This window comes from Kitasatospora sp. NPDC023176 (genome assembly GCF_055560495.1).
Genome location: NZ_JBVHIP010000005.1, coordinates 260,791 through 287,480, shown reverse-complemented (window position 1 = coordinate 287,480; position 26,690 = coordinate 260,791). Strand labels below are relative to the sequence as shown.

Below are 26,690 nucleotides of genomic sequence, written 5' to 3'. Positions count from 1 at the left end.
GGGAGTCCGGCCCTCGGTCGTTTCCTCAGCCTCTGACGGCTCCGGTGACCAGCCATCGGCCGCCGCGGGCGCGGCCGACCAGGAAGACCGCGCGGACCAGCATGAACAGGTTCATCGCCCACCACAGCCCGACCAGCCCGGTGCCGGTGGCCGGCACCGCGAAGGCCGCCGGGGTGAACACCGCCAGGGTGGCCAGCGCCGCCCAGGCGAGGTAGGGGCCGTCCCCGGCGCCCATCAGCACGCCGTCCAGCACGAAGACCAGGCCGGCCACCGGCTGGCTGAGCGCGAGCAGCAGCAGGGCCGTGTGCAGGTGGCCCTGGACCACCGGGTCGGGCGTGAACAGCGGTACGTACAGCGGGCGGGCGAGCACCACCAGCAGGCCCAGCACCACCCCGGAGCCCAGGCCCCACTCGACCATCCGCCGGGTGGCCGCCCGGGCGCCCGGGACGTCCGAGGCGCCCAGGTAGCGGCCGATGATGGCCTGCCCGGCGATCGCGATGGCGTCCAGCGCGAAGGCCAGGAAGCTGAACAGCGTCATGGCGATCTGGTGCGCGGCCACCTGGTCGTCGCCGAGCCGGGCGGCCACCGCGGTGGCGATCATCAGCACCGCGCGCAGGCTGACCGTGCGCACCAGCAGCGGGCCGCCCGCCCTGGCGCCGGCCCGGATGCCGGCCGGGTCCGGCCGCAGCGAGGCCCGCTCCCGGCGGGCGCCGCGGACCACCACGACCAGGTAGACGGCGGCCATCCCGGTCTGGGCCAGCACGGTGCCCCAGGCGGAGCCGGCCACCCCGAGGCCGGCTCCGTACACCAGGCCCACGTTCAGGCCGATGTTGGCGGTGAAGCCCGCGACGGCCACCACCAGCGGGGTCCGGGTGTCCTGGAGGCCGCGCAGCACGCCGGTGGCGGCCAGCACCAGGAGCATCGCCGGGATGCCCAGCGAGCTGATCCGCAGGTACGTCACGGCGTACGGCGCCGCGGTCGGTGAGGCGCCCAGCAGCCCGGCCGCCCAGGGGGCCAGCAGCAGGGTGAGCAGGACCACCGGGACGGCCAGGCCGAGCGCCAGCCAGAGGCCGTCGACGCCCTGCTGGACGGCGCCCCGGCGGTCCCCGGCGCCGATCCGGCGGGCCACCGCGGCGGTGGTGGCGTAGGCGAGGAAGACGAACACCCCGGTCGCGGTGGTGAGGGCGGCGGAGGCGACGCCGACCCCGGCGAGCTGGGGGGTGCCGAGGTGGCCGACGATCGCGGAGTCCGCCATCAGGAACAGCGGCTCGGCGACCAGGGCGCCGAAGGCGGGCACCGCCAGGGCGAGGATCTCGCGGTCGTGGCTGCGTCTGGAGGGCTCGCAGGGGGCGGTGCTCATGCGCTCCAGGGTACTCATCCACAGGTAATGGGCCAATGGCGCCTCAGAGTATTACTCGAAACTGTGAGCGGCGAGCTCTGTCCGGTCCGTGTCCACGGCCGTTCGGCGGTGTGTGAAGAATTTCTCATGCACAGGCCCCGGAAGGGGTAAGCGCAGGTCAATGGGTTGACGATGGACCGATCATCCGGTTATCCACAGGAGCTTCCACAGGGGCGTCCACAGCTTTGCGGCAGTTCTCCACAGCCGAGGGCCGCTCGTCCACACCCCCTGTGGATAACCGCCTTGGCGCGAGGGCGTCCGGCGCCTTAGCGTGGGCTCTCCACCCGACACTCCCACCCACCCCGGCGTCCGATTTGTCGGTGCCGTGGCGTACAAAAGGAGCGGCTCCGCTCCACCCAGCCACCGGCAAGGCCCGCTCCAACTTCGCACCACTCGCTGATCGGGGAACACGCGTGACCGGCCCCCAGTACGACGACCACGACGCCCCGCCGCCGGAGGAGGACTGGCAGAACGCCGAGGACCCCTTCCCGGCCGCCGCCTTCGACGACGCCCCCTTCCCGGACGGCCCCGGCGACCGGCTGCCAGTCTCCCGCAACCGCGGCGGCCAGGGCGGCGGCGGGCAGGGCGGCGGCCGCGGCGAGGGCTTCCGCAAGGGTGGAGCCGACTTCGCCAACGGGAGGGGCGGGAAGAGCGGCAAGGGCCGGGACGACCGCGACCGCCGGGACGACGAGGGCCAGGGCGGCGTCGACGGCTTCGAGCGCGTCCCCCCGCAGGACCTCGCCGCCGAGCAGTCCGTGCTGGGCGGCATGCTGCTGTCCAAGGACGCCATCGCCGACGTGGTCGAGGTGCTCAAGCCGGCCGACTACTACCGGCCCGCGCACGAGATGGTCCACGGCGCGATCCTCGACCTCTACGCCCGCGGCGAGCCGGCCGACCCGATCACCGTGGCCGGCGAGCTCACCAAGCGCGGCGAGCTGCAGCGCGTCGGCGGCGCCTCCTACCTGCACACCCTGGTCAACTCCGTCCCGACCGCGGCCAACGCCGAGTACTACGCCCAGATCGTCCACGAGCGCGCCGTGCTGCGCCGCCTGGTCGAGGCCGGCACCCGGATCGCCGGCATGGGCTACGCGGCCGAGGGCGACGTGGATGAGATCGTCAACGCCGCCCAGGCGGAGATCTACGCCGTCACCGAGCAGCGCACCAACGAGGACTACGCGCCGCTCGCCGACATCATGGAGGGCGCCCTCGACGAGATCGAGGCGATCGGTTCCCGCAACGGCCAGATGTCCGGCGTGCCGACCGGTTTCGCCGACTTCGACCAGCTCACCAACGGGCTGCACCCCGGCCAGATGATCGTCATCGCGGCCCGTCCCGCCATGGGTAAGTCCACCCTCGCGCTGGACTTCGCGCGCGCCTGCTCGATCCAGCACAAGCTGCCGAGCGTGATCTTCTCGCTCGAAATGGGCCGCAACGAGATCGCCATGCGCCTGCTCTCCGCCGAGGCCCGGGTCGCGCTGCACCACATGCGCTCCGGGAACATGACGGACGACGACTGGACCAGGGTCGCCCGCCGGATGCCCGACGTCAGCGAGGCGCCGCTGTTCATCGACGACTCGCCGAACCTGTCGATGATGGAGATCCGCGCCAAGTGCCGCCGGCTCAAGCAGCGCAACGACATCAAGCTGGTCGTCATCGACTACCTCCAGCTGATGCAGTCCGGCGGCTCCCGCCGGGCCGAGAACCGCCAGCAGGAGGTCTCGGACATGTCCCGAAACCTCAAGCTGCTGGCCAAGGAGCTGGAAGTGCCGGTCATCGCGCTGTCCCAGCTGAACCGTGGCCCCGAGCAGCGCACCGACAAGCGGCCGATGGTCTCCGACCTGCGCGAGTCCGGCTCGATCGAGCAGGACGCCGACATGGTCATCCTGCTGCACCGCGAGGACGCGTACGAGAAGGAGTCCCCGCGCGCGGGCGAGGCCGACCTGATCGTCGCCAAGCACCGTAACGGCCCGACCGCCACCATCACGGTGGCCTTCCAGGGCCACTACTCGCGCTTCGTCGACATGACCCGGGACTGACCCTCCGACCGCCCCGGGCGGGGCGGCCGGTCACCGGTGCGGCCCCACCGGCCGGGGCGCCCGCGACAGTCCCGTGGGGGAGCGGGGCGGGGTCAAACGAATGAGGCGCGCCAAGGCAACGAGGCCCGTACGGGGCGGAGCGGAGCCGTGGGGCGATGGGCTACTGTCCCTGCGGTGAAGAAGATACGACAGCTGTCCGCCCGCCGGGTCCGGCGGACCGAGCGGTCACGGGCTGGTGGGGCGGCTGCCCGGCTCGGCTGGCTCGACGCACTGCGCGGCGTGGCCGCGCTGATGGTGGCGATGCACCACTTCGGCATCCTCGAACTGCTGCCGTTCGGCGGGGCGGTGTGGGCGCACTTCGACCTCGGCCTGTACGGGGTCATGGTGTTCTTCCTGGTCAGCGGCTACATCATCCCCGCTTCGCTGGAACGCCGGGGTGACGTGCGGGCGTTCTGGGTGGGACGCGTCTTCCGGATCTACCCGGCGCTGATCGCCGCCTACGTGGTGGCCATCCTGATGCTGCCGGCGGGGGACGGCTCGGTCGCGCTGTTCCGTACCGGGCACGACCTGATCTCGCTGACGGCCAACGCCACCATGCTCCAGGACATGCTGAACGTGGTGAACGGCATGGGCGTCGCCTGGACGCTGACCTACGAGATGGTCTTCTACTTCCTGGTCACCGGTCTGTTCACGCTGGGCTGGCACAAGCGCAGCAGCGTGTTCGCGGTCGGGTTCGCCGCGGTGGGCCTGGTGTTCGGCGGCACGCTGGCCGCCGATGTCTTCGGCCACGACGTGGGTTCCACCCGGCACCTGGTGTTGGCGGCGGCCCTGATCGTGCTGATGGGCTTCGTCTGCATGCTGAGCGGCAACCCGGCGCTGACCCGGCTGGGGGCCCTGCTGCTGGGCGGCCTGGGTACCGTCCTGCTGTTCACCAACAGCCGGGCACCCGTCTTCGAAACGCTGATGATCTTCGCCACGATGTTCGCCGGGACCGTGCTTTACCGGGCCGAGCACGGGCAGATCGATCGGATGCAGGCCTGGCTTGTCTGCGGCTTCGTGGTGGTCTCCGGTGTCGCCATCGGATGGATGTACAACCGCAACGGCATGGAACAGGGCACCTGGACGTCGGGTTGGGTCGCGTGGTGCGTGTCCTACGCCGGGGCCTGGGCGACCTTCCTCGGTGCGATGGCGCTGCGCAAGCGGCGCTTCCCCAAGGTGCTGACCTGGCTCGGCGCGGTGAGCTTCTCGCTGTACCTGCTGCACGTCCACGTGCTGCACACGATCGGCCCCCTGGTCGGCGTGCCGCCGCGGCCCACCGCGACCGGGGCCAAGGTGCTCTGGGGGGCCGAGTTCCTGACCGTGGCGCTGGTGGCCTCCTACCTGCTGTACCGGCTGGTGGAACTTCCGTTCCAGAAGCTCGGCCGGAAGGCGCTGAGGACGCTCGAACGGGTCCTGCCGGCCCCGTCCGCGGCACCGGTCCAGGGCGTACCGGTCCAGGGCGTACCGGCTCAGGAAGTTCCGGCCGAGCCGGAGGCCGCCGCCGTCACACGGTGACGGTGGCGCGGAAGAGGGTGCCGGCGGTGCCGGAGAGCCTGGTCGGGGTGCCGGTGGCCGGGAGGAAGGCGGACTGGCCGCGGGCGAGGTCCAGCACCGCGCCGTCGGCGGCGGTGAGCCGTACGGCGCCCTCGGTGCAGAGCAGGATCTGCGGGGTGCGGCCGTCGATCTCGCGCTCGACGCCCGCCAGCTCGAAGCGGGAGAGCCGGAACTCGTCGATCGGGACGGGGTAGAGCTGCTCGCCGGGGGTGGACTCGACCGGGACGGGGTGCACCACCTCGGGCGCGCCGGGCTCGAAGAGCACCACCTCGAGCAGTTCCGGCACGTCGATGTGCTTGGGGGTGAGGCCGGCCCGCAGCACGTTGTCCGAGTTGGCCTGCAGCTCCACGCAGACCCCGGACAGGTAGGCGTGCGGCACCCCGGCGCCCAGGTAGAGCGCCTCGCCGGCCCGCAGCCGGACGTGGTTGAGCAGCATGCCGGCGATCACGCCGCGGTCGTCCGGGAAGTCCTTGGCGATCTCGGCGTACGGGGCGTGCTCGCCGTCCGGGTCCGTCCCGGCCAGCGCGGCGACGGTGTCCCGGACGGCCCGCCCGGCGGTCTCGTCGTCCATGGTGAGCAGGGTGGCCAGGGCGTCGCGCAGGGCCCGGGCCTCGGCCTCGGCGTCCCCGGCGTCCGCGACCGACAGCAGCGCGATCAGCGGGTCCAGTCCGGGCACCCCGAGGGCGGCCATCAGCGCGGCCGCCGCGGCGGGCCGGCGGAAGCCGCACAGGCCCTCGAACTCGCCCAGCGCGCAGACCATTTCGGGCTTGTGGTTGGCGTCGCGGTAGCTGCGCCCCGGGGCGTCCAGCGGGATGCCGAGGGCGTTCTCGGCGGCGAAGCCGGCCCGGGCCTGGTCCAGCGTGGGGTGGGCCTGGATGGACAGCGGGATGCCCGCGGCGAGCACCTTGAACAGGAACGGCAGGCCGGGGCCGAAGCGGGCCACGCTCGCCGCGCCGAGTTCGCCCTCGGGGTCGGCCGCGATCAGCTCGTCCAGCCGCCTCGGGCCCTCGCCGCGGTCGGCGCGCGACGGGTCGCCGGGGTGGGCGCCCATCCACAGCTCGGCCTGCGGTTCACCGGTCGGTTCCTGCCCCAGCAGCTCGGGCAGGGCTGTGAGCGACCCCCAGGCGTACGGGCGGACGGTGTTGACGAGCCTGTCCATGCGCGCGGTCCTACTCCTTCGCTGACGGGGCGGCCCCGGACGTCCCGGGCCCGGAGTGCCGGGGCGGGCACGGGCAAGGGCATCGACCCTAGCCGACCCGGGTCGCCCGCGGGGAAACGGTGGGCATCCGATGGGAGTGCCGTGGTCCGACCGGTGGTTCCCGGGCGCGGTAGTAGAATGCCAGGACGCAGTAGTCCCCGCCCCCCGCAGAATTCTCCACCGCGGTCATCCCGTCGGCGGGCTGCCGGCGGGGCCGCGTTCCAAAGTGCGGGCGACGGTGTTCTGATACTCCCCGCCATCGGCCGAGAGGTTTGTACGTGACCGTGAACCAGCAGAGTTTTGCTGATCTCGGCAGGGTCCTGGTGATCATCCCGACCTACAACGAGGCGGAGAACGTCGAGCGGATCGTCGGCCGGGTCCGGGCCTCGGTGCCCGAGGCCCATGTGCTGGTCGCCGACGACAACAGCCCCGACGGCACCGGCGAGCTGGCCGACAAGCTGGCCGCCGAGGACCAGAACGTGCACGTCCTGCACCGCAAGGGCAAGGAGGGCCTGGGCGCCGCCTACCTCGCGGGCTTCCGCTGGGGCATCGACGACGGCTACGACGTCCTGGTCGAGATGGACGCGGACGGCTCGCACCAGCCCGAGGAGCTGGACCGGCTGCTGAGCGCGCTGCGCGGCGCCGACCTGGTGCTCGGCTCGCGCTGGGTGCCGGGCGGCCGGGTGGTCAACTGGCCGAAGTCGCGGCTGCTGCTCTCGCGCGGCGGCTCGACCTACTCGCGGCTGATGCTGGGCGTGCCGATCCGGGACGTCACCGGTGGCTACCGGGCCTTCCGCAAGGAGACCCTGCTGGGCCTGGGCATGGACGAGGTGGCCTCGGCCGGGTACTGCTTCCAGGTCGATCTGGCCTGGCGCACGGTGAAGGCGGGCTTCAAGGTCGCCGAGGTGCCGATCACCTTCGTCGAGCGCGAGCTCGGCGCCTCCAAGATGAGCCGCGGCATCGTGCTCGAGGCGCTCTGGCGGGTGACCTCCTGGGGCGTCGCCGACCGGGTGGCCCGGCTGCGCGGCGGTGCCGCGAAGCGCTGAGTCCTTCCATGAAGGGCCCGTCCGCCGTTTCGGCGGACGGGCCCTTCTTCGTGTTCGGGCGCTGGTGTCCCGGTGCCCGTGTCCCGGTGACCCGGCTGGTCAGCAGCCGCCCTTGAGGGCGCTCTCCGGCAGGTAGCGGTCGGCCCAGACAGCCAGTTCGGTGAGGGCCGGCTTCAGCGCGACGCCGCCCTCGGTGAGCCGGTACCTGACCCGCAGCGGGGGGCCGGGGTCGACCTCGCGGACGACCAGTCCGGCCTCGGCCAGTTCGGTGAGCCGGTCGGAGAGCATCCGCTCGCTGATGCCCGGGACGGAGCGGCGCAGCTCGGAGAAGTAGGCCGGGCCGCCGTTGTTGAGCACGCCCAGCAGCAGGCCGGTCCAGCGCTTGCCGAGCAGGATGAACACCCGGTTGAGGGCCAGCTTGACGTCGGGGCAGCCGCCGTTGCCCTGGGGGGCGCACGCGTCGACGGCGGTCGGGACTGCGTCGCTGACTACCTCGTGCTCGGCCATGGGTCCAGCCTACTCGACCGGCCACTAGTGACTATAGAAAAGTAAGCTGCTACGTTAATTGCAGCTGCGGCGGAAACAGCAGCTACTAATCCTCTGGAGGCCTGCCATGCCCACGCTCCTGCACATCGACTCCTCGGCGCTCACCGACGGCTCCGTCTCCCGCGAGGTCACAGCCGCGTTCCGGGACGCCTGGCAGGCCCAGCACCCCGACGGCACGGTGATCCACCGCGACCTCGCCGCCGACCCGATCCCGCACCTGGAGGCCACCGGCATCACCGCCGGATTCCTCCCGGCCGAGGCGCGCACCGCCGAGCAGGCCGCCGCCTTCGCGCTGCGCGAGCAGCTGATGACCGAGCTGGAGTCCGTCGACGCGGTGCTGATCGGCGCCCCGATGTACAACTTCACGATCCCGTCGACCCTCAAGGCCTGGCTGGACCAGGTGATCCTGATGGGCCGCACCGCCGGCGACGAGCCCTCCGCCAAGGGCACCCCGGTCACCGTCGTCGCCTCCCGCGGCGGCTCGTACGGGCCGGGCGCCCCGCGCGAGCCGTACGAGTTCGTCACCACCTACCTGGAGAAGGTGCTGGGCGGCGGGCTCGGGCTGGAGGTCGACTTCATCGTCCCGGAGCTCACCATGGCCGCGGTCGTCCCGGCGCTGGCCGACTTCGTCCCGCAGGCCGCCGCCTCCAAGGCGCGGGCCCTGGAGCAGGCCGCCCTCCGCGGCAAGGAGACCACCGCCCGGGCCACGGTGTGACCCGCGCCGGAAGGCGCGCCCCCACGGGCGCGCCTTCCGCGCGATCGGCCGCCGGTACTCCCATGCTGTAGGGCGCAAGGAGTCCGACCGCCGAACCAGAGGGAGCAGCCCGTGACGTCGTCCCCGCCCGAGGAGAGCGCCGGCGCGGAACGGGCCGACGCCGGGCCCGTCGCGGCGGAGGCCGCCGACGACGCCGAACGGCCCGCCCGCCCGCTGGAGGTCGCCGTCTTCACCGGGCCCGAGTCGGCCTTCTTCACCACCTCCGCGCTGATCCTCGGCGAGCGGACCGCGATCCTGGTCGACGCCCAGCTCACCCGCAGCGCCGGGCGGGAACTGGCCGAGTGGGTCGCGGGCAAGGGCCGGCGGCTGCTCGCCATCGTGATCACCCACCAGCACCCGGACCACTACTTCGGCGCCGAGGAGGTGCTGAAGCTCTTCCCGGACGCCCAGCTGCTGGCCGCCCCGGCGGTGGTCGAGGGCATCCGGCGGACCGTCGCGGCCAAGGTCGCCCAGTGGAAGCCGGTCTACGGCGACGACATCCCCGACCGCCCGCTGATCCCCGCCCCGCTGCTGCCGCAGCCGCTGATGCTCGACCGCCAGGTGATCCCGGTGCTGCTGCTCGGCCAGGCCGACTGCGGGGAGTCCACCGTCGTCCACGTGCCCAGCATCCGGACCGTGATCGCCGGGGACTTCGCCTGCAACGGCACCCACGTGTGGACCGCCGACACCACCCCGGCCCAGCGCACCACCTGGGGCCACAACCTCGGCCGGATCGCCGACCTCGGCGTGGACCGGGTCATCGCCGGGCACCGCGCCCCCGAGCAGGGCGACGACGCGGCCCGGGTGCTCGCCTTCACCGGGGCGTACCTGAAGGACTTCGACCGGTTGCTGGCCGAGCACCCGGACGACCCGGAGGCGCTGGTCACCGCGATGAACGAGCGGTACGGGGAGCTGACCCTGCCGTCCTTCCTGGACCTGGGCGCGGCCGCCAACACCGCCCGGGGGCCGTCCGTGCCGGCTTCCGAGCCCGCGTCCGAGCCCGGATCCGAGCCCGGATCCGAGCCCGGATCCGAGCCTGAATCCGAGCCCGCGTCCGAGCCCGCGTCCGGTTCCGCTGCGGCTTCCGGCGAGACGGAGGACGAGGCCGGGGCCCAGGAGTAGGGCGGGATACTGGCCGCATGGCGACGCTCTACGACGTGATCGTTCCGGCCGGCGGCTCGGCCCGGCGGCTCGGTGGGGCCGACAAACCCGGCCTGACCGTGGGGGAGACCACCCTGCTGGACCGGGTGCTCGCCGCCTGCGCCGGCGCCCGGACCACCGTCGTGGTCGGCCCCGCCCGGCCGACCGCACGCGCGGGCGTCCGGTGGACCAGGGAACAGCCGCCCGGCGGCGGGCCGGTCGCCGCCGTCGCGGCCGGGCTCGACCTGGTCACCGCGGACCTCGTACTGCTGCTCGCCGCCGACCTGCCCTTCCTGGACCGGCGGACGGTGGACCGGCTGGCCACCGCCCTCGACCGGGCCGGGCCGTCCGTCGACGCCGCCCTGCTGGTCGACGCGGGCGGTCGCGACCAGCCGCTCGCCGCCGCCTACCGCACCGCCCCGCTGCGCGCCGCGCTCGCCGCACTCGGCGACCCGGCCGGGCAGCCGCTGCGCCGCCTCGTCGGCGGACTGGCCGGGCTGCGGGTCGCCGACACGGACAACGTCGCGTACGACTGCGACACCTGGGAGGACCTGGAGCAGGCCCGGGAACGGGAGAAGTCCTGACCGGTCCTCACCGGGCCCGGCCCCTGGCCGTGAGGGAGACGACGCGCGCCGCACACGGGGCGAACACCTCGGGGAAACCGCCGATCAGGCAGCATGGGCGCATGGAGCGCACGCTGGAAGACTGGATCGCCGAGGTCAAGGCCGACCTGGGCATCGACCTGGACGTGGACGTCCGGGGACTGCTCGACACGGCCCGGGTGGTCGCGCACGGGGTGGCCCGGCCCGCCGCACCGCTGACCGCCTTCCTGATCGGCTACGCGGCCGCCCGGCAGGGCGGCGGGGCGGAGGCCGTCGCCGAGGCGTCCCGCCGGACCACGGCGCTCGCCGAGCGGTGGGCCCCGTCCGACGAGAGCCCGGCCGCCGACGGTCCGGGCGAGCCGTGAGCACGGTCGGGGAGACCGCCGTGGCCGCGCCGACCACCGGTCCCGGCGTGCTGAGCTGGCCGCGCGCCCGGGAGACCGCCCGCCGGGCCGGGCTGCGTCCGCTGCCGGTGATCGGGCGGACGCTGGCCGAGGCGCTCGGGCACGTCCTCGCCGAGCCGCTCGGCGCGCTCACCGACCTGCCCGCCTTCGACACCTCCGCGATGGACGGCTGGGCGGTCGCCGGACCCGGACCCTGGCGGGTCGCCGGGCAGGTGCTGGCCGGTCGCACCGAGGTGGCGCCGCTGGCCGACGGCGACGCCGTCGAGATCGCCACCGGCGCCCAACTGCCGCCCGGGGCAACCGCCGTACTGCGCCGCGAGCACGGCCGGACGGACGGCACACTGCTGCGCGACCGCGGTCCGCAGCCGATGACCACCGGTCAGGACGTCCGCCCGCGCGGACAGGAGTGCCGCCGGGGTGAGGAGTTGCTGCCCGCCGGGACGGTGGTCGGGCCGGCCGTGCTCGGCCTGGCCGCCGCCTGCGGTCACGACCGGCTCGCCGTACGACGTCGGCCTGTCGCCCAACTGCTCGTGCTGGGCGACGAGTTGCTCGACACCGGGATCCCCGGCCCCGGACTCGTCCGGGACGCGCTGAGCCCGCTGCTGCCGCCCTGGCTGCGGGCGGCCGGCGCCGAGGTCGCCGAAGTCCGGGGCGTCCGCGACGACTTCGGGCTGCTCCGGGACGCCCTGCGGTACTCCACCGCCGACGTCGTGGTCACCACCGGCGGAACGGCCGCCGGGCCGGTCGACTTCCTGCACCGGGCGCTCGCCGAGGCCGGTGCCCGACTGCTGGTCGACGGCGTGGCCGTCCGCCCCGGACACCCCATGCTGCTGGCCGAACTCCCCGGCGGACGCCACCTGGTGGGCCTGCCCGGCAACCCGCTGGCCGCCGTCGCCGGCATGGTCACCCTCGCCCTGCCACTGCTGCACGCCCACGGCGGACGGGCCGCCACCGCCCCCGTGCTCGCCCCGGCGGCCGTCCCGCTGCCCGGACACCCGGTGGACACCCGGCTCCAGCCGGTGCGGCGCACCGCCGAGGGCGTCGTACCGCTCGCCTTCGACGGGCCCGCGATGCTGCGCGGCCTCGCCCGCGCCGAGGCGCTGGCCGTCATCCCGCCCGGCGGGGCCGGCGCGGGGGAGAACGTCGAACTGGTGGAGGCGCCGTGAGCGAGCGCGGACTGCTCACCGTCGAGGGGTGCGGGTGGGCGAGTGCCCCCGCCGGGCGCGGCGAGGTGGGCGCATGAGTCGGCTCAGGCGCATCTCGGCGCCGGGCGCGGAGTCCTGGGCGGACGCCGGGATCGTGCTGCCCGCCCGGCGCACCGCGCCCGCGGTGCGGCAGGTGGGCTCCCGGCTGCTGCTGGCGCTCGCCGTCCTGGTCGCCACCTCGGTGATCGTGTACCTCGACCGGGCCGGCTACCACGACAACGCGGGCGGCGAACTCAGCTTCCTGGACGCGGCCTACTACGCCACCGTGACGCTCTCCACCACCGGCTACGGCGACATCACCCCGTACAGCGACAGCGCCCGGCTCACCAACATCTTCGTGATCACCCCGCTGCGCGTGGTGTTCCTGATCATCCTGGTCGGCACCACCCTGGAGGTGCTCACCGAACGCACCCGCCTGCAATGGCGGTTGAACCGCTGGAGGTCCACCGTGCGCGAGCACACCGTCGTCATCGGCTTCGGGACGAAGGGGCGCAGCGCCGTCGACACCCTGCTCGGGCAGGGGGTGAAGGCGGAGGAGATCGTCGTCGTCGACCCCCAGCGCAAGGTCATCGAACACGCCTCCCAGCACGGCCTGGTCGGGGTGGTCGGCGACGCGACCCGCACCGACACCCTGGTCCGGGCCGCCGTACCCGGCGCGGCCCGGATCGTGGTCGCCCCCGAACGGGACGACACGGCGGTGCTGATCACCCTGACGGTGCGCCAGTTGAACAAGGGCGCCACCGTGGTCGCCGCCGTACGGGAGGACGAGAACGCGCCGCTGCTGCGGCAGAGCGGCGCCGATGTCGTGGTCACCAGCTCCAGTTCGGCCGGGCGACTGCTCGGGCTGTCGATGCTCAGCCCGCACGCCGGGGCGGTGATGGAGGACCTGCTCACCTACGGGAACGGGCTGGACGTGGTCGAGCGGCCGGTCACCCGGGCCGAGGCCGGGCACAGCCCGCGCGAGTGCGAGGAGCTGGTGGTCGCGGTGGTGCGGGGCCGGCGGGTGCTCAACTACACCGAACCGGAGGCCGCCGTGCTGCAGCTCACCGACCGGGTGATCGTCATCAAGTCGACCGGGCAGGGCGGGGCCTGAACCCCGAACCGCCGTACGGCGAAGTAGGTTCGGGGCATGCATGCGATGACGATTCCCGTACCCGGCGGTCCCGAGGCACTGGTGTGGGCCGAGGTCCCCGACCCGGTGCCCGGCGACGGCGAGGTCCTGGTCGAGGTGGCGGCCACCGCCGTCAACCGCGCCGACCTGCTCCAGCGGCAGGGCTTCTACAACCCGCCGCCCGGCGCCTCGCCCTACCCCGGACTGGAGTGCGTCGGGCGGATCGTCGCGCTCGGGCCGGGCGTGTCCGGCTGGGCCGTCGGCGACCAGGTGTGCGCGCTGCTGTCCGGCGGCGGCTACGCGCAGAAGGTCGCGGTGCCGAGCGGGCAGCTGCTGCCGCTGCCCGCGGGGCTGAGCCCGGAACAGGCCGCGGCGCTGCCGGAGGTGGCCTGCACGGTGTGGTCCAACGTCTTCCTCACCGCCCACCTGCGGCCCGGCGAGACCGTGCTGCTGCACGGCGGCGCCAGCGGCATCGGGACGATGGCGATCCAGCTGGCCAAGGCCGTCGGGGCCCGGGTCGCGGTGACCGCGGGCAGCGCCGAGAAGCTGGCCCGGTGCGCCGAACTGGGCGCCGACATCACGATCGACTACCGGGAGCAGGACTTCGTCGAGGTGCTCCGCGAGGCCACCGACGGGGCCGGGGCGGACGTGATCCTGGACATCATGGGCGCCAAGTACCTACAGCGGAACGTGGACGCCCTGGCCGTCAACGGACGACTGGTGATCATCGGGCTGCAGGGCGGGGTCAAGGGCGAACTCGACCTCAACGCGCTGCTGCGCAAGCGGGCCGCGGTGATCGCCACCAACCTGCGCGGGCGGCCGCTCGCGGAGAAGGCGGCGATCGTGGCGGCGGTGCGGGAGCACGTGTGGCCGCTGGTCGAGTCCGGCGTGGTGAAGCCGGTGGTGGACCGGGTGCTGCCGCTGACCTCGGCCGGTGACGCGCACCGGGTGCTGGAGGCGGGGGAGCAGGTGGGGAAGGTCGTGCTGAAGGCCTGAGTGGGCGGGGCTGCGGGGGCGCGCGGCGTCGCGCAGGTGTCCGAAATGCCGCGATTGTCGGAATGTGTGAGGCTGGTCCGGAGCTGTCCCACCGCCGACCCCGCCCCCGGGCGCGGTCGGCCGTCGGAAGGACTCCGACCGTGGCCGCACCTCCGCACGTCGTCCTCGGGCCGCTGCCCGCCGCGCTCCACCACCGCCGTGATCCCCGGCTCCGCTGTGCCCGCCGCCTGTTCGCGGCGGCCGTGCTGGGGCTGACCCTCCCGCTGGCCGCCGCGACCGTGGCGGCGGCCGAGCCGGTGCCGAGCGCCTCGGCGCCGGCGGACTCCCCGGCCGCCGGCGCCGACGACCGGGCCGCCGCCGGCGCCGACGACCAGACCGGACCGGACGAGCCGGACGCCACGGCGACTCCAGTGGTCGGTGACGACCAGGCCGCGCCGGACGACTCCTCGGCGACCGCCGCGGGTGCCGATGACCAGACCGGGTCCGACGGGCCGTCGCCGAAGGCCGCGCCGCCGCAGTACCCGGTGCCCACCCGGTCGCGTCCGGACCTCGCCGAACTCCGGGCCCACCGCCACCACCCCGCCGCCGTGCTGGAACACCCGGACACGGTCGTGGACCAGGCGCCGGCGCAGGCGCCCGCCCAAGCGCCGGTCCAAGCACCCGCCCAAGCGCCGGTCCAAGCGCCGGACCAGGCTCCGGTCCAAGCGCCGGACCAGGCTCCGGACCAGGCTCCGGACCAGGTCGTCGAGCAGTCGCCCGAGCAGGCCCAGGACCAGGGCACTACGGCCGACCAGTCGGACGCGGACACCCCGGACACCCCGGACTCCCCGGACGCACCGGCGCCGGCCGCCGACCAGGACACCGTCACGGCGGCCTCCGGCCAGCCCGTGGCATCCGCGGTCATCCTCCCGGCTCGCTGGCAGGACCCCTCCACGCTCCAGCTGCCGCTGGGCGTCGGGCTGGGGCTGATCGGCTGCGGCCTGGGGCTGATCGGGCTGCGGCTGCGCAAGGGCTGAGGTGGGGGAACGGGGTTCGCCGGCCGCGCTCGCAGGGTGGGCTCGGTCGTGCTGGTGGCGGTCGTGCTGGCGGCGGCCGAAGCCCGGGGCCGCGGCGGAACCGACAGGGGGAGCGGGGCCCGATGCCGTGCGTGGGTCGGGTCCCGTCGCCCACGGCCTGGGGCCGGTCGGCCCCTCGCCGCGGACGGGGTGCGGTGGCGGTCGGGGCGGCCCGGTCGGTGGGAGGGGTCGGGCCGTGGAGATTCGGTGCGGGTTCACGGGGGGTGGTCGTGGGGGGTGGGGTGGGTTTCGCGGGGTGCTGGGGGAGGTGCTGTGTGCGGCGGGGCGCGGGCCCGGTGGGAACTGAGTAGCCGTACGGATTCCCGGTCGGGCCGTGGGGGGCGTACGGTCGTCGGGGGGTGGCGCAGGACGGCGGGACGCACGGGGGCTTCCGCCCGACCAACCCCAGTGAGAGAGAATGTTGTTCATGACGAATCCGATGAACGAGCGCTCGTCGCAGGAGCCCTTCCGGGCCGCCGGCGGGCAGTCGCAGGACGGCCAGAAGGTGCTGATCGTCGGACCGGACGGGCTGCCCGTTGGCCAGGGGTTCGCCGGGGCGCCGATGGAGGGGGACGAGGCGGACATGCCGCGTGAGCTTCCGGTGACCGAGATGGTCGAGCAGCCCGCCAAGGTCATGCGCATCGGCAGCATGATCAAGCAGCTGCTGGAGGAGGTCCGGGCGGCGCCCCTCGACGAGGCGAGCAGGGTCCGGCTGAAGGACATCCACGCCAGTTCGATCAAGGAGCTGGAGCTCGGGCTGGCCCCGGAGCTGGTCGCCGAGCTGGAGCGGCTCTCGCTGCCGTTCACCGACGACACCATCCCGACCGAGGCCGAGCTGCGGATCGCCCAGGCCCAGCTGGTGGGGTGGCTGGAGGGCCTCTTCCACGGCATCCAGACCGCCCTGTTCGCCCAGCAGATGGCCGCCCGGGCGCAGCTGGAGCAGATGCGCCGCGCGCTGCCGCCCGGTCTGCACGGGGGCGAGTTGGACGAGGAGGACCCGGGCCAGGGCCGCGGCATCCGCTCGGGCCCGTACCTCTAGGGCCGCCCGGCCCGCCGCGGGGGCCGGACGTACCACGACGATCCGCCCCGGACCGCACTGTCGCGGCCGGGCGCGGGAGGCCCGGGGGCAGGTTCGGCCCTGGGCCGATCACCGTCGGCGGAAGCCGATACCCTGACCCCTGTCGCAGGCCGGTGGAGCCGCCGCGACAGGGGTTCGCCGGGCCAGCGGGCCGGGCTCACCACGCACGGACGAGACCGAACGTCACGGTTGCGGCAGGACCACCGCGCCGAGGGGGAGCAGAGGACCATGGGCGAGCACGGCAACGCGGCGGTCGAGGGCTTCTCCCTGGGCAACGGCCGCTATGTGCTGCAGCGGCTGCTGGGCGAGGGCGGCATGGCCTCCGTGCACCTCGCGTACGACAGCGTGCTGGACCGGCAGGTCGCGCTGAAGAGCATGCACAGCGAGCTGGGCCGGGACGACTCGTTCAAGGAGCGGTTCCGCCGCGAGGCCCAGGCCGTGGCCCGGCTGGAGCACCCGAACATCGTCACGGTGTACGACAGCGGCGAGGACGTCGCCCCGGACGGCTCCAGCACGCCGTACATCGTCATGCAGCTGATCGACGGCATGGGGCTGCGCGAGTCGATCAACGAGGCGGTCGTCCAGTACGGCGCGATGCCGACCGAGGACGCCCTGCGGGTCACCGTCGGCGTGCTGAACGCGCTGGAGGCCTCGCACGACATGGGCCTGGTGCACCGCGACATCAAGCCCGGCAACGTCATGTTCGACCGCAAGGGCAATGTCAAGGTCATGGACTTCGGCATCGCCCGGGCCCTGGAGTCCGGCGTCACCTCGATGACCCAGACCGGCATGGTGGTCGGCACCCCGCAGTACCTGTCGCCCGAGCAGGCGCTCGGCAAGCCGGTGGACGCCCGCTCCGACCTGTACTCGGTCGGCGTGATGCTCTTCGAGATGCTCACCGGCCAGCTGGTCTTCGACGGCGACTCGGCCTTCTCGATCGCCTACAAGCACGTCCAGGAGGAGCCGCCGGCCCCCTCCAGCCTGAACCGCTCGCTCACCCCCGTGGTGGACGCCTTCGTGGCCCAGGCGCTGCGCAAGGACCCGGCGCACCGCTTCCAGAGCGCGGCCGCGATGCGGGACGAGGCGGAGCGGCTGATCGCGGAGCTGAAGGGCGGCGGCACGGGGCACGCGCTGCAGGCCAGCCCCCCGCTGGTGATCAAGGAGGGGCCGCGCTCGGTGCACGCGACGCCGCAGGCGCCGCAGACCCCGCACCCGCAGTACCTCCAGCAGGGGCAGCCCCAGCCGCCGCAGTACCAGACCCCGCCGCCGGCCTACCAGACCCCGCACCCGCAGTACCTCCAGCAGGGGCAGCCGCCGCAGTACCAGACGCCGCCGCCGGCCTACCAGACCCCGCGCCCGCAGGCCCCGCAGGCTCCGCACACCCCGCACCCGCAGTACCTCCAGCAAGGGGGACCGCAGCAGGGCGGGCCGCGGACGATGCCGCCGTACCAGCAGCCGAAGCCCAGCAGCGGCGGCTGTTCCACCGCCTTCGTGGTGATCGCGATCATCGTCGGCGTGCTGGTGCTGGCGGGCATCATCATCGCGATCGTGGTCAACAAGGCGCAGAACACCACGAACGGCAAGTTCCACTCCGAGCGCCCGGCCGCGGTCGTGCTGGTGGGCCCGCAGGCCGACCGGGACGGCCTGCTCTGACGGTTTCCCGCCGTTCCGCGGGTGTCACGGGTGCCCGCCGGAAGCGGTAGCGTTCGGGGATACGTAAGCGACAGGGCACCGCGATCCGAGCGAACGCCCGGGGCGAGGAGCGATGGCACAGACGCAGCAGCCGGACGACGAGGCGGGTGCCCGAGCGGTCGGACGGACCGGCGGCACGCCGAGGATCCCCGAGCCGGGCGGCGAAGCCGCGACCTCCGCGCTGCCGCCGTTCGGCCGGGCCGGCGGACCGCAGACCCCCGGCCGCGGGGTCCCGATGGGCACGGTCGGTGACGGCCGCTACCGGCTGACCCACCGGCTCGGCCGCGGCGGCATGGCCGAGGTGTTCGCCGCCGAGGACGTGCGGCTGGGCCGCACCGTCGCGGTCAAGCTGCTGCGCGGCGAGCTGGCCCAGGACGACGTCGCCCGGCTGCGCTTCACCCGCGAGGCACACGCCGTCGCGGCGCTGAACCACCACGCGATCGTCGCGGTCTACGACACCGGTGAGGAGTACGTCGGGGACGAGTCCACGCCGTACATCGTGATGGAGCTGGTCGAGGGCCGGACCGTCCGCGAGCTGCTGGTGGACGAGGAGGCGCCGCCGGTCGACCAGGCGCTGATCATCATCGCCGGGGTGCTGGAGGCGCTGGCCTACAGCCACCGCAACGGCATCGTGCACCGCGACATCAAGCCCGCCAACGTGAGCATCACCAACGCCGGCGCGGTCAAGGTGATGGACTTCGGCATCGCCCGGGCGCTGACCGGCGGAGCCACCACGATGACCCAGACCGGCATGGTCATGGGCACCCCCCAGTACCTGTCGCCCGAGCAGGCGCTCGGCAAGCCGGTCGACCACCGCTCCGACCTGTACGCGGCCGGCTGCATGCTCTACGAGCTGCTCACGCTGCGCCCGCCGTTCACCGGCGACACCCCGCTCTCGGTGGTCTACCAGCACGTCCAGGACCCGCCGGTGCCGCCCTCGCAGGCCAACAGCCGGGTGCCGGTCGGCCTGGACCCGCTGGTGCTGCGCTCGCTCGCCAAGAACCCGGACGACCGCTTCCAGGACGCCGACGAGTTCCGCGCCCACCTCCAGCACGCGCTGCGCGAGATGCACGGAGCGGGCGGGGCCACCTGGGCCGGCGCGGCGACCGGGATGCCCGGCGACACGGGGGCCACCCAGGTGCTCCGGCCGGACCAGGCGGCGGCCACCCAGGCCTTCGGCGCGGTCGGCGCCGGCGACCAGACCTCGGTGCTGCCGTACTCCGCGGGCGGCTCGCACACCCCCTCGCCCTACCAGGGGGCCGGCGACGCGTACGGCGGTGGCGGCGAGGACGACCACGGCGGCCGGCGGCGCGGGCCGTGGGGCTGGCTGGCCGGCGGGATCGCCGTGCTGGTCGCGGCCGGGGCCGGGATCGCGTTCGCGCTCAGCGGCGGCGGCGGTGGCAACAGCAACCAGACGACGCCCCCGACGCCCGCCCCGGTGGTCAGCACCACCGAGCCGACCGTGCCGGCCCAGAACGGCCAGCCGACCCCGCCGCCGTCGACCTCCGGCAGCCGGCGGCCGCAGCAGCCGACCGAAACCACTCCGTACAATGGCACCGGCGGGGGCGGCAACAACATGTCGCCGTCGCCGGGTTCGGGCAAGCACACCCCGACCCCGACCCCGACCCCGACGGCCACCCACTCCGCGACGGCCAGCTCGTCGGCGACCGGTGGGCCGACCTCGGGCACGACGCCGACTACGGGCAGCGGGGCCACCAACCCGCCGGTGACGCCCACGAAGCCGGCCGGTGGCGGCACGCTGCCGCCGCCCGTCAACCCCTGACGGATCAGTTGGCGAAGGCGTCCAGGACCTGCTCGTACTCCTGGCACCACCACGCCAACTGGCCCGCCGAGGCGGGGTACAGCGGGTCGGCCCGGTGGTCGGCCCGCTGGTAGCGCCACTGCAGCATCCAGAAGTCGTTCAGCCGCTCCCACCAGACCCGGTGGACGGCGGCGGCCACGTGCTCGGCGGTGGCGGCGCCGGAGGCCCGGTAGGCCTGTGAGTAGCGGCGGACCCGGACCAGGTCGAGGGTGCCGGTGGTCCGGTCGTTGAAGAGCAGGGTGGCGGCGCGGACGGCCTCCTCGGCGCGTGGCTGCGGGCCGAGCTTGTCCCAGTCGAGCACGGCGGTGACCCGGTCGCCGTCCGGGCTCTCGCCGCCCTCGCCGCCCTCGCCGCCCTCGCCGCCTTCGCCGTAGAGCAGGTTGAGGCCGTGGAAGTCGCCGTGGGTCCAGCCGGTGGGCGGGGCGGCGTGTGGTTCGGGGCGGCGGTGGGCGTGGTCGGCGAGCAGTTCCAGCCGTTCGTCGAGCCGTTGGACGACCAGGGTGTCGAGGTCGCCGTGGGGGCGGTGGTCGCGGGCGCGGCGCCGCAGGTCGCGGGCCAGTTCGGCGCTGTCGAGGGGGTCGGCGCTGCGGTAGCCGGCGGGCTGGTCGAGGGGGGCGCAGACGTCGTCGAGCGCGCCGTGCAGCCGGCCGAGCAGCGCGCCGAGCGCGTCGCACCGCGACGGATCCAGCTCGGTACCGTGCCGGTGCCGGCCGGCCACCCAGGGGAACAGCGCGAACAGCCGGCCGTTCAGTCCGGCCACCGTCCCGCCGCCGCCGGAGCAGCTCAGCGGGGGTGCCACGGGCAGTCCCAGGGCGTGCAGGTCGGTCATCGCGCGGTGGTGGGCGAGGATCTTCGGACGGTTGGCGGTCGCGGCGTCGACGTAGCACTTCAGGAAGTACGCGCCGGCCTCGGCGGTGACCCGGTAGCCCCGGTTGAGCAGGCCTTCGGCGACCGGTTCGGCGGTGAGCAGCCGCCCCACCCGGAAGCGGGCCAGGACCTCGGCGAGTGCGCTGCGCGGTACCGGTGGACTGAGGGTCCCTATCGGCGGTGCGGAGAGGTCGGGGCGGGCCGGGGCGCAGGCGAGGGTCTGGCTGAAAGTCACGTGCAGAGGTTATGGCCCCCTGGTGGGGGCCCTTGACAAACCGTCACATCTGTGAAGGGCCGTATCAGTACTGATGATCGGCCTGGTGTCGCGCCACGTACGCCGCCGCCTGGGTGCGTCGCTCCATGCCCATCTTGGCGAGCAGACTGGAGACGTAGTTCTTCACCGTCTTCTCGGCCAGGTGCAACTCGTTGCCGATCTGACGGTTGGTCATCCCCTCGCCGATCAGATCGAGGATCCGCCGCTCCTGCTTGGTGAGTTGGGCCAGCCGTTCGTCCTCCTTCTCGCCGCCGTCGCGCAGCCGGGCGAGCACCCGGCTGGTGGCGACCGGGTCGAGCAGCGAGCGGCCGGCCGCGACGTCCCGGACGGCGGTGATCAGGTCGGTGCCGCGGATCGCCTTGAGGACGTAGCCGGAGGCGCCCGCCATGATCGAGTCGAACAGCGCCTCGTCGTCCGAGAAGGAGGTCAGCATCAGGCACTTGAGCTCGGGCATCCGGGAGCGGATCTCCCGGCAGACCTCGACCCCGTTGCCGTCCGGGAGCCGGACGTCGAGCACCGCGACGTCGGGGTGGACCGCGGGGATCCGGGTGAGCGCCTCGGCGGCCGTGCCGGCCTCGCCGACGATCTCGATGTCGTCCTCGACCGACAGCAGGTCGTGCACGCCCCGCCGGACGACCTCGTGGTCATCGAGCAGGAAAACCCGGATATGTCCGTTATCAGTCACGCCCAAAGCCTCCCATATCACCGTACAGAAGGCCTATCGTCCTTCGCGGCCTGGAGGTGCGATCCAGCCACACCCGACCGAAACCGATACCGAGAACCCCCTTACGTACGGGCGTCCGCCCGGATAACGTGCGCTGGTGTCCTGAAGGCGCTCGAAGTGAGAGCTGCGTCACGCCGACCGTCACCCCCACCCTTCCGACGGCGAGCCGGACGCGGCACCCTCGGGGTTGTCGGCCCTGAACAAGTAGGACGTCCTAGCGCAAGCGCGCCAAGGGCGGACGCTGGGTAACGTTCTCGTGAGGGACGCCGTCGGAACAGGATCACCACCTGCCACGCAGTAGGTGCGCACACCCACGCGCGCCCCGCGAGGCGGTGACCGGACCGGTCACCGGCGACCCCGGGCGGCCGGACAGACCGAGGAGTGAACGTGACCGTCAAAAGCACGGCGAGGACCCGCAAGAAGGCGGCCCCCGCTGTCCCTGACACCCTCCGCGCCACGGGGACGGACGCCCAGCCGGAGCTCGTACAGCTGCTCACGCCGGAAGGCGAGCGGGTCGAGCACCCGGACTACCCCCTCACCACCACTCCCGAGGAGCTGCGCTCCCTCTACCGCGACCTGGTGCTGGTGCGCCGGTTCGACGCCGAGGCGACCTCGCTCCAGCGCCAGGGCGAGCTGGGCCTGTGGGCCTCGCTGCTCGGCCAGGAGGCCGCGCAGGTCGGCTCCGGCCGGGCCATGCGCACCGGCGACTACGCCTTCCCCACCTACCGCGAGCACGGCGTGGCCTGGTGTCGCGACGTCGACCCGCTGAACCTGCTCGGCATGTTCCGCGGCGTGAACCACGGCGGCTGGGACCCGAACGAGAAGAACTTCCACCTCTACACCATCGTGATCGGCGCGCAGACCCTGCACGCCACCGGTTACGCGATGGGCATCACCAAGGACGGCTCCGACGACGCGGTGATCGCGTACTTCGGCGATGGCGCCTCCAGCCAGGGCGACGTCAACGAGGCCTTCACCTTCGCCTCGGTCTACAACTCCCCGGTGGTGTTCTTCTGCCAGAACAACCAGTGGGCGATCTCCGAGCCCACCACCACCCAGACCAAGATCCCGCTGTACCGCCGCGCCTCCGGCTTCGGCTTCCCGGGCGTCCGGGTCGACGGCAACGACGTGCTGGCCTGCCTCGCGGTCACCCGCTGGGCGCTCGACCACGCCCGCAGCGGCAACGGCCCGGTGCTGATCGAGGCCTTCACCTACCGGATGGGCGCCCACACCACCTCCGACGACCCGAGCCGCTACCGGCTCGCCGAGGAGACCGAGGCCTGGAAGGCCAAGGACCCGATCCTGCGGCTGCGCACCCTCCTGGAGAAGGAGGGCCTGGCGGACGACGAGTTCTTCGCCGCCGTCGACGCCGAGAGCGAGCAGCTGGGCCTGCGGGTCCGCGAGGGCGTGCGCAGCATGCCGGACCCGGACCCGACGCTGATCTTCGACCACGTGTACAGCGAGCCGCACACGCTGGTCGATGAGGAGCGGGCCGAATACGTCGAGTACGCGGCCTCTTTCGAGGCGGGGGAGAACCACTGATGGCCGGTCAGCTGAGCATCGCGAAGGCGCTCAACGAGGCGCTGCGCAAGTCGCTGGAGAACGACCCGAAGACCCTGCTGATGGGCGAGGACATCGGCAAGCTCGGCGGGGTCTTCCGGATCACCGACGGCCTGCAGAAGGACTTCGGCGAGGGCCGGGTGATCGACACCCCGCTCGCCGAGTCCGGCATCATGGGCACCGCGATCGGCCTCGCGCTGCGCGGCTACCGCCCGGTGGTGGAGATCCAGTTCGACGGTTTCGTCTACCCGGCCTTCGACCAGATCGTCTCCCAGCTGGCCAAGATGCACGCCCGTGCGCTGGGCCACGTCAAGATGCCGGTCACCGTCCGCATCCCCTACGCGGGTGGCATCGGCGCGGTCGAGCACCACAGCGAGTCGCACGAGGCGTACTTCGCGCACACCGCCGGTCTGCGGGTGGTCACCCCGTCCAACGCGCACGACGCGCACTGGATGCTGCGGCAGGCCATCGAGTCGGACGACCCGGTCATCTTCCTGGAGCCCAAGCGGCGTTACTGGGACAAGGGCGAGGTCGGCGACGCCGCCGACCTGGGGCTGCACGACGCCCGGATCGTCCGCCCCGGCACCGACGCGACGCTGATCGCGTACGGCCCGATGGTCAAGGTCTGCCTGGAGGCCGCCGCGGCCGCCGAGGAGGACGGCCGCCGGCTGGAGGTCGTCGACCTGCGCTCGCTCTCCCCGGTGGACTTCACCACCCTGGAGGAGTCGGTCAAGCGCACCGGGCGGGCCGTCGTGGTGCACGAGGCCCCGGTCTTCCTGGGCATGGGCGCCGAGCTGGCCGCCCGGATCACCGAGCGGTGCTTCTACCACCTGGAGGCACCGGTCCTGCGGGTCGGCGGCTACCACGCCCCGTATCCGCCGTCCCGGGTCGAGGAGTCCTTCCTGCCTGACCTGGACCGCGTGCTCGACGCCGTCGACCGCGCGCTCGCGTACTGATACCGGGGAGCGAAGATGACCACCGAAGTTCGCTCGCTCCGCGAGTTCAAGATGCCGGATGTGGGCGAGGGCCTCACCGAGGCCGAGATCCTCAGCTGGTACGTCAAGCCCGGTGACACCGTCACCGACGGGCAGGTCGTGTGCGAGGTGGAGACCGCCAAGGCGGCGGTGGAGCTGCCGATCCCGTTCAACGGGGTCGTCGAGCAGCTCTTCTTCCCCGAGGGCGCGACGGTCGACGTCGGCACCGTGATCATCACGGTGGCGGTCGCCGGGGAGGCGGGGGCCGCTCCGGCCGCCGCTGCCACCGCGCCCGCGCCCGCCGTCGCCGCGGCGCCGGCCGCCGAGGCCGAGCCGGAGCGCCGGGAGGTGCTGGTCGGGTACGGCCCGCGCACCGGCACCGCCCAGCGTCGGGCCCGGCGGACCACCACCACGACCGTCGCCGCGTCGAAGCCGGCCCCGGTCGCGGCTGCGGCCCCGACTCCGGCTCCGGCCCCGGTCGCGCCGGCTCCGGTTGCTCCGGCCGCGCCGGTGACCGAAGGGCCGGTCGGCGAGCGGCCGTTGGCCAAGCCGCCGGTGCGCAAGCTGGCCAAGGACCTGGGCATCGACCTGCGGGCCGTCACCCCGACCGGTCGGGACGGCGTGATCACCCGCGAGGACCTGCACGCCCACGCCGCGGCCCAGGCCGCCAGGGTGGCTCCGGCCGCCGAGCCGGCCGTGGTCGAAGCGGCCGACGCCGTGGCGGCGCCGGTGCCGGTGTTTGTCGGGGGCGACGTCCGGGTGCCGATCAAGGGCGTCCGCAAGGCGACCGCGCAGGCGATGGTGGCCTCGGCCTTCACCGCCCCGCACGTCACCGAGTTCGTCCAGGTCGACGTGACCCGCACCATGAAGTTCGTCCGCAAGCTCAAGGAGAGCGGCGAACTGGGCCGGGACGTCCGGGTCAGCCCGCTGCTGCTGGTCGCCAAGGCGCTGCTGGTGGCGATCAAGCGGCACCCGGAGATCAACGCCCAGTGGGACGAGGCGGCCCAGGAGATCGTGCTCAAGGGCCAGGTCAACCTCGGCATCGCCGCGGCCACCCCGCGCGGTCTGATCGTCCCGAACATCAAGGACGCCGGCTCCAAGACCCTTACCGGCCTGGCCGTTTCGCTCGGCGAGCTGGTCGAGACCGCCCGGCAGGGCAAGACCTCGCCGGCCGACATGCAGGGCGGCACGGTCACCATCACCAACGTCGGCGTCTTCGGCGTCGACACCGGCACCCCGATCCTCAACCCGGGCGAGGCGGCCATCCTGGCCTTCGGCGCGGTCCGGGAGCTGCCGTGGGTGCACAAGGGCAAGGTGGTCCCGCGTCAGGTGACCACGCTCGCACTCTCCTTCGACCACCGGCTGGTGGACGGGGAGTTGGGCTCCAGGGTGCTGGCCGACGTGGCCGGGCTGCTGGAGTTCCCGAAGCGCCTGATCACCTGGGGCTGACGCCCCGGGAGACGTGACGAAGGGGCCCTGCTCCGCACCGCCGTGCGGAGCAGGGCCCCTTCGTCGTACCCGCCCGTCGACTACCGCTGACGGCGCAGGCGACGGACGGCGAGCAGGACGCCGGCCCCCAGCGCGAGCAGCGCGGCGGCGGAGGTGGCGAGGAAGGTGTCGGTCTCGGCGGCGCCGGTGTGGGCGAGTTCGGCGGCACCGGCCGGGGCGGTGGTGGCCGGCGCGGCGGCGGGCTGCGCGGCGGGCTCGGCGGGAGCCTTGGTGGGCTCGGCGGCCTCGGCCGGGGTGCGGTCGGCGGCCGGCTCGGCCGGAGCCGGCTTGGCGGGCTTGGCGGGCTTGGCGGGCTTGGTGGTGGGCGCGGGCTTGGCGGGCTTGGCCGGCTCGGTGGGGTCGGTGGCCCGGGCCACGTGGAAGGTGTGGCTCTCCCCGCGCTCGGCGGGGAAGCCGGGGGCCTGGGCGAGCAGGCCGATCTCGACATCGGTCAGGTCCTTCGGCGCCTTCGAGGAAATGCCCACTCGGAAACCGAAGTTGACGACATGGCCGTCCTCCACGCGGGGGGCGGTGGTGGCGGGGGTGACGAGCGTGAAGAGCGTGGGGTCGCAGCCGTGGCGCAGGCCGACCGGCTTCCATCCGCCGGCGGTGGCGACCTCCACCGTGAGGTCCTCGAGCCGCAGGTCCCGGCCGTAGAGCCCGAGCATCGGGGAGACGTTCTGGAACGGGGCGCCGGTGAAGTTGCCGACGCTGACGCCGATCTCGACCTTCTCGCCGCCCGCGATGATCGTCTGGCCGTTCGGGGTCATGTGGAAGCCGACGTTGTAGGAGCCGTTGTGCGCGGCGGGGGTGGGGGCAGCGGCCGTCGCGACGGAGGTCGGGGCGGAGGTCGGGGCCGAGGAGGTGGCCGAGGGGGTGGCCGAGGGGGTGGCCGAGGGGGCCGGAGTCGCCGGAGCGGTGACGGCGGGCGCGGTGACGGCAGGCGCGGCGTCGGCGTCGTCGCCGCAGGCCCAGGCGGAGTTGCCGGTGGCGAGGACCTGGACGCCGCCCGCGAGGATGGTGGTGGCGGCGAGGACGGCGATGCGGCGGCGGCCGGAGAAGGCGCGGTCGTTCTTCGCAATACGGGTGATAACGGACGTGCGCATGACGTGACTCCCCAGGGTCA

The 26,690-nt window shown here is 73.6% G+C and carries 21 protein-coding genes and 1 pseudogene; 16 read left to right on the top strand and 6 right to left on the bottom strand.

The window, feature by feature from the left end; all coding sequences use genetic code 11:
• Positions 1-25 precede the first annotated feature (25 nt).
• A complete protein-coding gene (locus tag ACZ3YL_RS10970) occupies positions 26-1,360 on the bottom strand; it encodes an MATE family efflux transporter (protein ID WP_465656709.1) in 1,335 nt (444 codons plus the stop codon).
• A 578-nt stretch (positions 1,361-1,938) separates the two neighbouring features.
• Between ACZ3YL_RS10970 and dnaB the strand changes: the two genes are divergently transcribed.
• Both dnaB and ACZ3YL_RS10960 read left to right on the top strand, forming a co-directional pair.
• The gene (gene dnaB / locus ACZ3YL_RS10965; RefSeq protein ID WP_465656735.1) at positions 1,939-3,435 is read left to right on the top strand and encodes a replicative DNA helicase; all 1,497 of its coding nucleotides are present in this window, start codon (positions 1,939-1,941) and stop codon (positions 3,433-3,435) included.
• Positions 3,436-3,609: 174 nt separating this feature from the next.
• Complete coding sequence (locus tag ACZ3YL_RS10960; protein WP_188302424.1) at positions 3,610-4,989, top strand: acyltransferase family protein; 1,380 nt, start codon at positions 3,610-3,612, stop codon at positions 4,987-4,989.
• On the opposite strand, the gene manA is transcribed toward ACZ3YL_RS10960, so the two are convergent.
• On the bottom strand, positions 4,979-6,187 hold the full coding sequence (gene manA, locus ACZ3YL_RS10955) for a mannose-6-phosphate isomerase, class I (RefSeq protein WP_188302425.1): 1,209 nt from the start codon (positions 6,185-6,187) through the stop codon (positions 4,979-4,981). The two genes, ACZ3YL_RS10960 and manA, sit on opposite strands and share 11 nt — an antisense overlap.
• Before the next feature lie 317 nt (positions 6,188-6,504).
• On the opposite strand from manA, the gene ACZ3YL_RS10950 reads away from it, so the two are divergent.
• Positions 6,505-7,272: a polyprenol monophosphomannose synthase gene (locus ACZ3YL_RS10950; RefSeq protein WP_465656706.1), complete on the top strand. Its 768-nt coding sequence runs from the start codon at positions 6,505-6,507 to the stop codon at positions 7,270-7,272.
• A 99-nt stretch (positions 7,273-7,371) separates the two neighbouring features.
• On the opposite strand, the gene ACZ3YL_RS10945 is transcribed toward ACZ3YL_RS10950, so the two are convergent.
• Complete coding sequence (locus ACZ3YL_RS10945) at positions 7,372-7,779, bottom strand: winged helix-turn-helix transcriptional regulator (RefSeq protein ID WP_188302426.1); 408 nt, start codon at positions 7,777-7,779, stop codon at positions 7,372-7,374.
• A 106-nt stretch (positions 7,780-7,885) separates the two neighbouring features.
• Here ACZ3YL_RS10945 and ACZ3YL_RS10940 point away from each other — a divergent pair, with 106 nt between their 5' ends.
• The 10 genes and pseudogenes from ACZ3YL_RS10940 to ACZ3YL_RS10895 all read left to right on the top strand — a co-directional run bounded on the left by ACZ3YL_RS10940 (position 7,886) and on the right by ACZ3YL_RS10895 (position 19,638).
• Entirely contained in the window at positions 7,886-8,533 is a 648-nt protein-coding gene (locus ACZ3YL_RS10940) for an FMN-dependent NADH-azoreductase (RefSeq protein ID WP_188302427.1), read from the top strand.
• 111 nt (positions 8,534-8,644) lie between these two features.
• Positions 8,645-9,694, top strand: coding sequence for an MBL fold metallo-hydrolase (locus tag ACZ3YL_RS10935; RefSeq protein ID WP_465656704.1), 1,050 nt, complete (start codon positions 8,645-8,647; stop codon positions 9,692-9,694).
• A 17-nt stretch (positions 9,695-9,711) separates the two neighbouring features.
• Positions 9,712-10,679, top strand: a pseudogene (locus tag ACZ3YL_RS10930) (NTP transferase domain-containing protein).
• Entirely contained in the window at positions 10,676-11,884 is a 1,209-nt protein-coding gene (locus ACZ3YL_RS10925; RefSeq protein WP_465656702.1) for a molybdopterin molybdotransferase MoeA, read from the top strand. Before ACZ3YL_RS10930 ends, ACZ3YL_RS10925 begins: the two are co-directional and overlap by 4 nt.
• A 73-nt stretch (positions 11,885-11,957) precedes the next feature.
• Complete coding sequence (locus tag ACZ3YL_RS10920) at positions 11,958-13,016, top strand: potassium channel family protein (RefSeq protein ID WP_465656700.1); 1,059 nt, start codon at positions 11,958-11,960, stop codon at positions 13,014-13,016.
• A 36-nt stretch (positions 13,017-13,052) separates the two neighbouring features.
• Positions 13,053-14,030: an NAD(P)H-quinone oxidoreductase gene (locus ACZ3YL_RS10915; RefSeq protein WP_465656698.1), complete on the top strand. Its 978-nt coding sequence runs from the start codon at positions 13,053-13,055 to the stop codon at positions 14,028-14,030.
• Positions 14,031-14,170: 140 nt separating this feature from the next.
• Positions 14,171-15,046, top strand: a complete 876-nt coding sequence (locus ACZ3YL_RS10910) for a hypothetical protein (RefSeq protein WP_465656697.1) — start codon at positions 14,171-14,173, stop codon at positions 15,044-15,046.
• Between the two features lie 466 nt (positions 15,047-15,512).
• On the top strand, positions 15,513-16,124 hold the full coding sequence (locus tag ACZ3YL_RS10905) for a bacterial proteasome activator family protein (RefSeq protein WP_188305134.1): 612 nt from the start codon (positions 15,513-15,515) through the stop codon (positions 16,122-16,124).
• A 267-nt stretch (positions 16,125-16,391) separates the two neighbouring features.
• Positions 16,392-17,816 carry a protein kinase domain-containing protein gene (locus ACZ3YL_RS10900; RefSeq protein ID WP_188305133.1) on the top strand — a complete coding sequence of 475 codons (1,425 nt, stop codon included), beginning with the start codon at positions 16,392-16,394 and terminating at the stop codon, positions 17,814-17,816.
• A gap of 112 nt (positions 17,817-17,928) precedes the next feature.
• Positions 17,929-19,638 (top strand): protein kinase domain-containing protein, encoded by a 1,710-nt coding sequence (locus ACZ3YL_RS10895; protein ID WP_411292965.1) that lies wholly within the window; start codon positions 17,929-17,931, stop codon positions 19,636-19,638.
• 4 nt (positions 19,639-19,642) lie between these two features.
• On the opposite strand, the gene ACZ3YL_RS10890 is transcribed toward ACZ3YL_RS10895, so the two are convergent.
• Both ACZ3YL_RS10890 and ACZ3YL_RS10885 read right to left on the bottom strand, forming a co-directional pair.
• Positions 19,643-20,779: a phosphotransferase gene (locus tag ACZ3YL_RS10890; protein ID WP_465656694.1), complete on the bottom strand. Its 1,137-nt coding sequence runs from the start codon at positions 20,777-20,779 to the stop codon at positions 19,643-19,645.
• A 64-nt stretch (positions 20,780-20,843) separates the two neighbouring features.
• Positions 20,844-21,503 (bottom strand): response regulator, encoded by a 660-nt coding sequence (locus ACZ3YL_RS10885; protein WP_188305131.1) that lies wholly within the window; start codon positions 21,501-21,503, stop codon positions 20,844-20,846.
• Positions 21,504-21,929: 426 nt separating this feature from the next.
• Between ACZ3YL_RS10885 and pdhA the strand changes: the two genes are divergently transcribed.
• From pdhA to ACZ3YL_RS10870, 3 genes are read left to right on the top strand one after another with little or no spacing between them, the layout of a single operon-like run.
• Positions 21,930-23,084: a pyruvate dehydrogenase (acetyl-transferring) E1 component subunit alpha gene (gene pdhA, locus ACZ3YL_RS10880; protein ID WP_188305130.1), complete on the top strand. Its 1,155-nt coding sequence runs from the start codon at positions 21,930-21,932 to the stop codon at positions 23,082-23,084.
• Positions 23,084-24,058 (top strand): alpha-ketoacid dehydrogenase subunit beta, encoded by a 975-nt coding sequence (locus ACZ3YL_RS10875; RefSeq protein ID WP_411292964.1) that lies wholly within the window; start codon positions 23,084-23,086, stop codon positions 24,056-24,058. Before pdhA ends, ACZ3YL_RS10875 begins: the two co-directional genes overlap by 1 nt.
• A 15-nt stretch (positions 24,059-24,073) precedes the next feature.
• Positions 24,074-25,525: a dihydrolipoamide acetyltransferase family protein gene (locus ACZ3YL_RS10870; protein ID WP_465656692.1), complete on the top strand. Its 1,452-nt coding sequence runs from the start codon at positions 24,074-24,076 to the stop codon at positions 25,523-25,525.
• Positions 25,526-25,605: 80 nt separating this feature from the next.
• Here the strand turns inward: ACZ3YL_RS10870 and ACZ3YL_RS10865 are convergent, their stop codons facing one another.
• Positions 25,606-26,670 (bottom strand): hypothetical protein, encoded by a 1,065-nt coding sequence (locus tag ACZ3YL_RS10865; protein WP_465656690.1) that lies wholly within the window; start codon positions 26,668-26,670, stop codon positions 25,606-25,608.
• Positions 26,671-26,690: the final 20 nt, after the last annotated feature.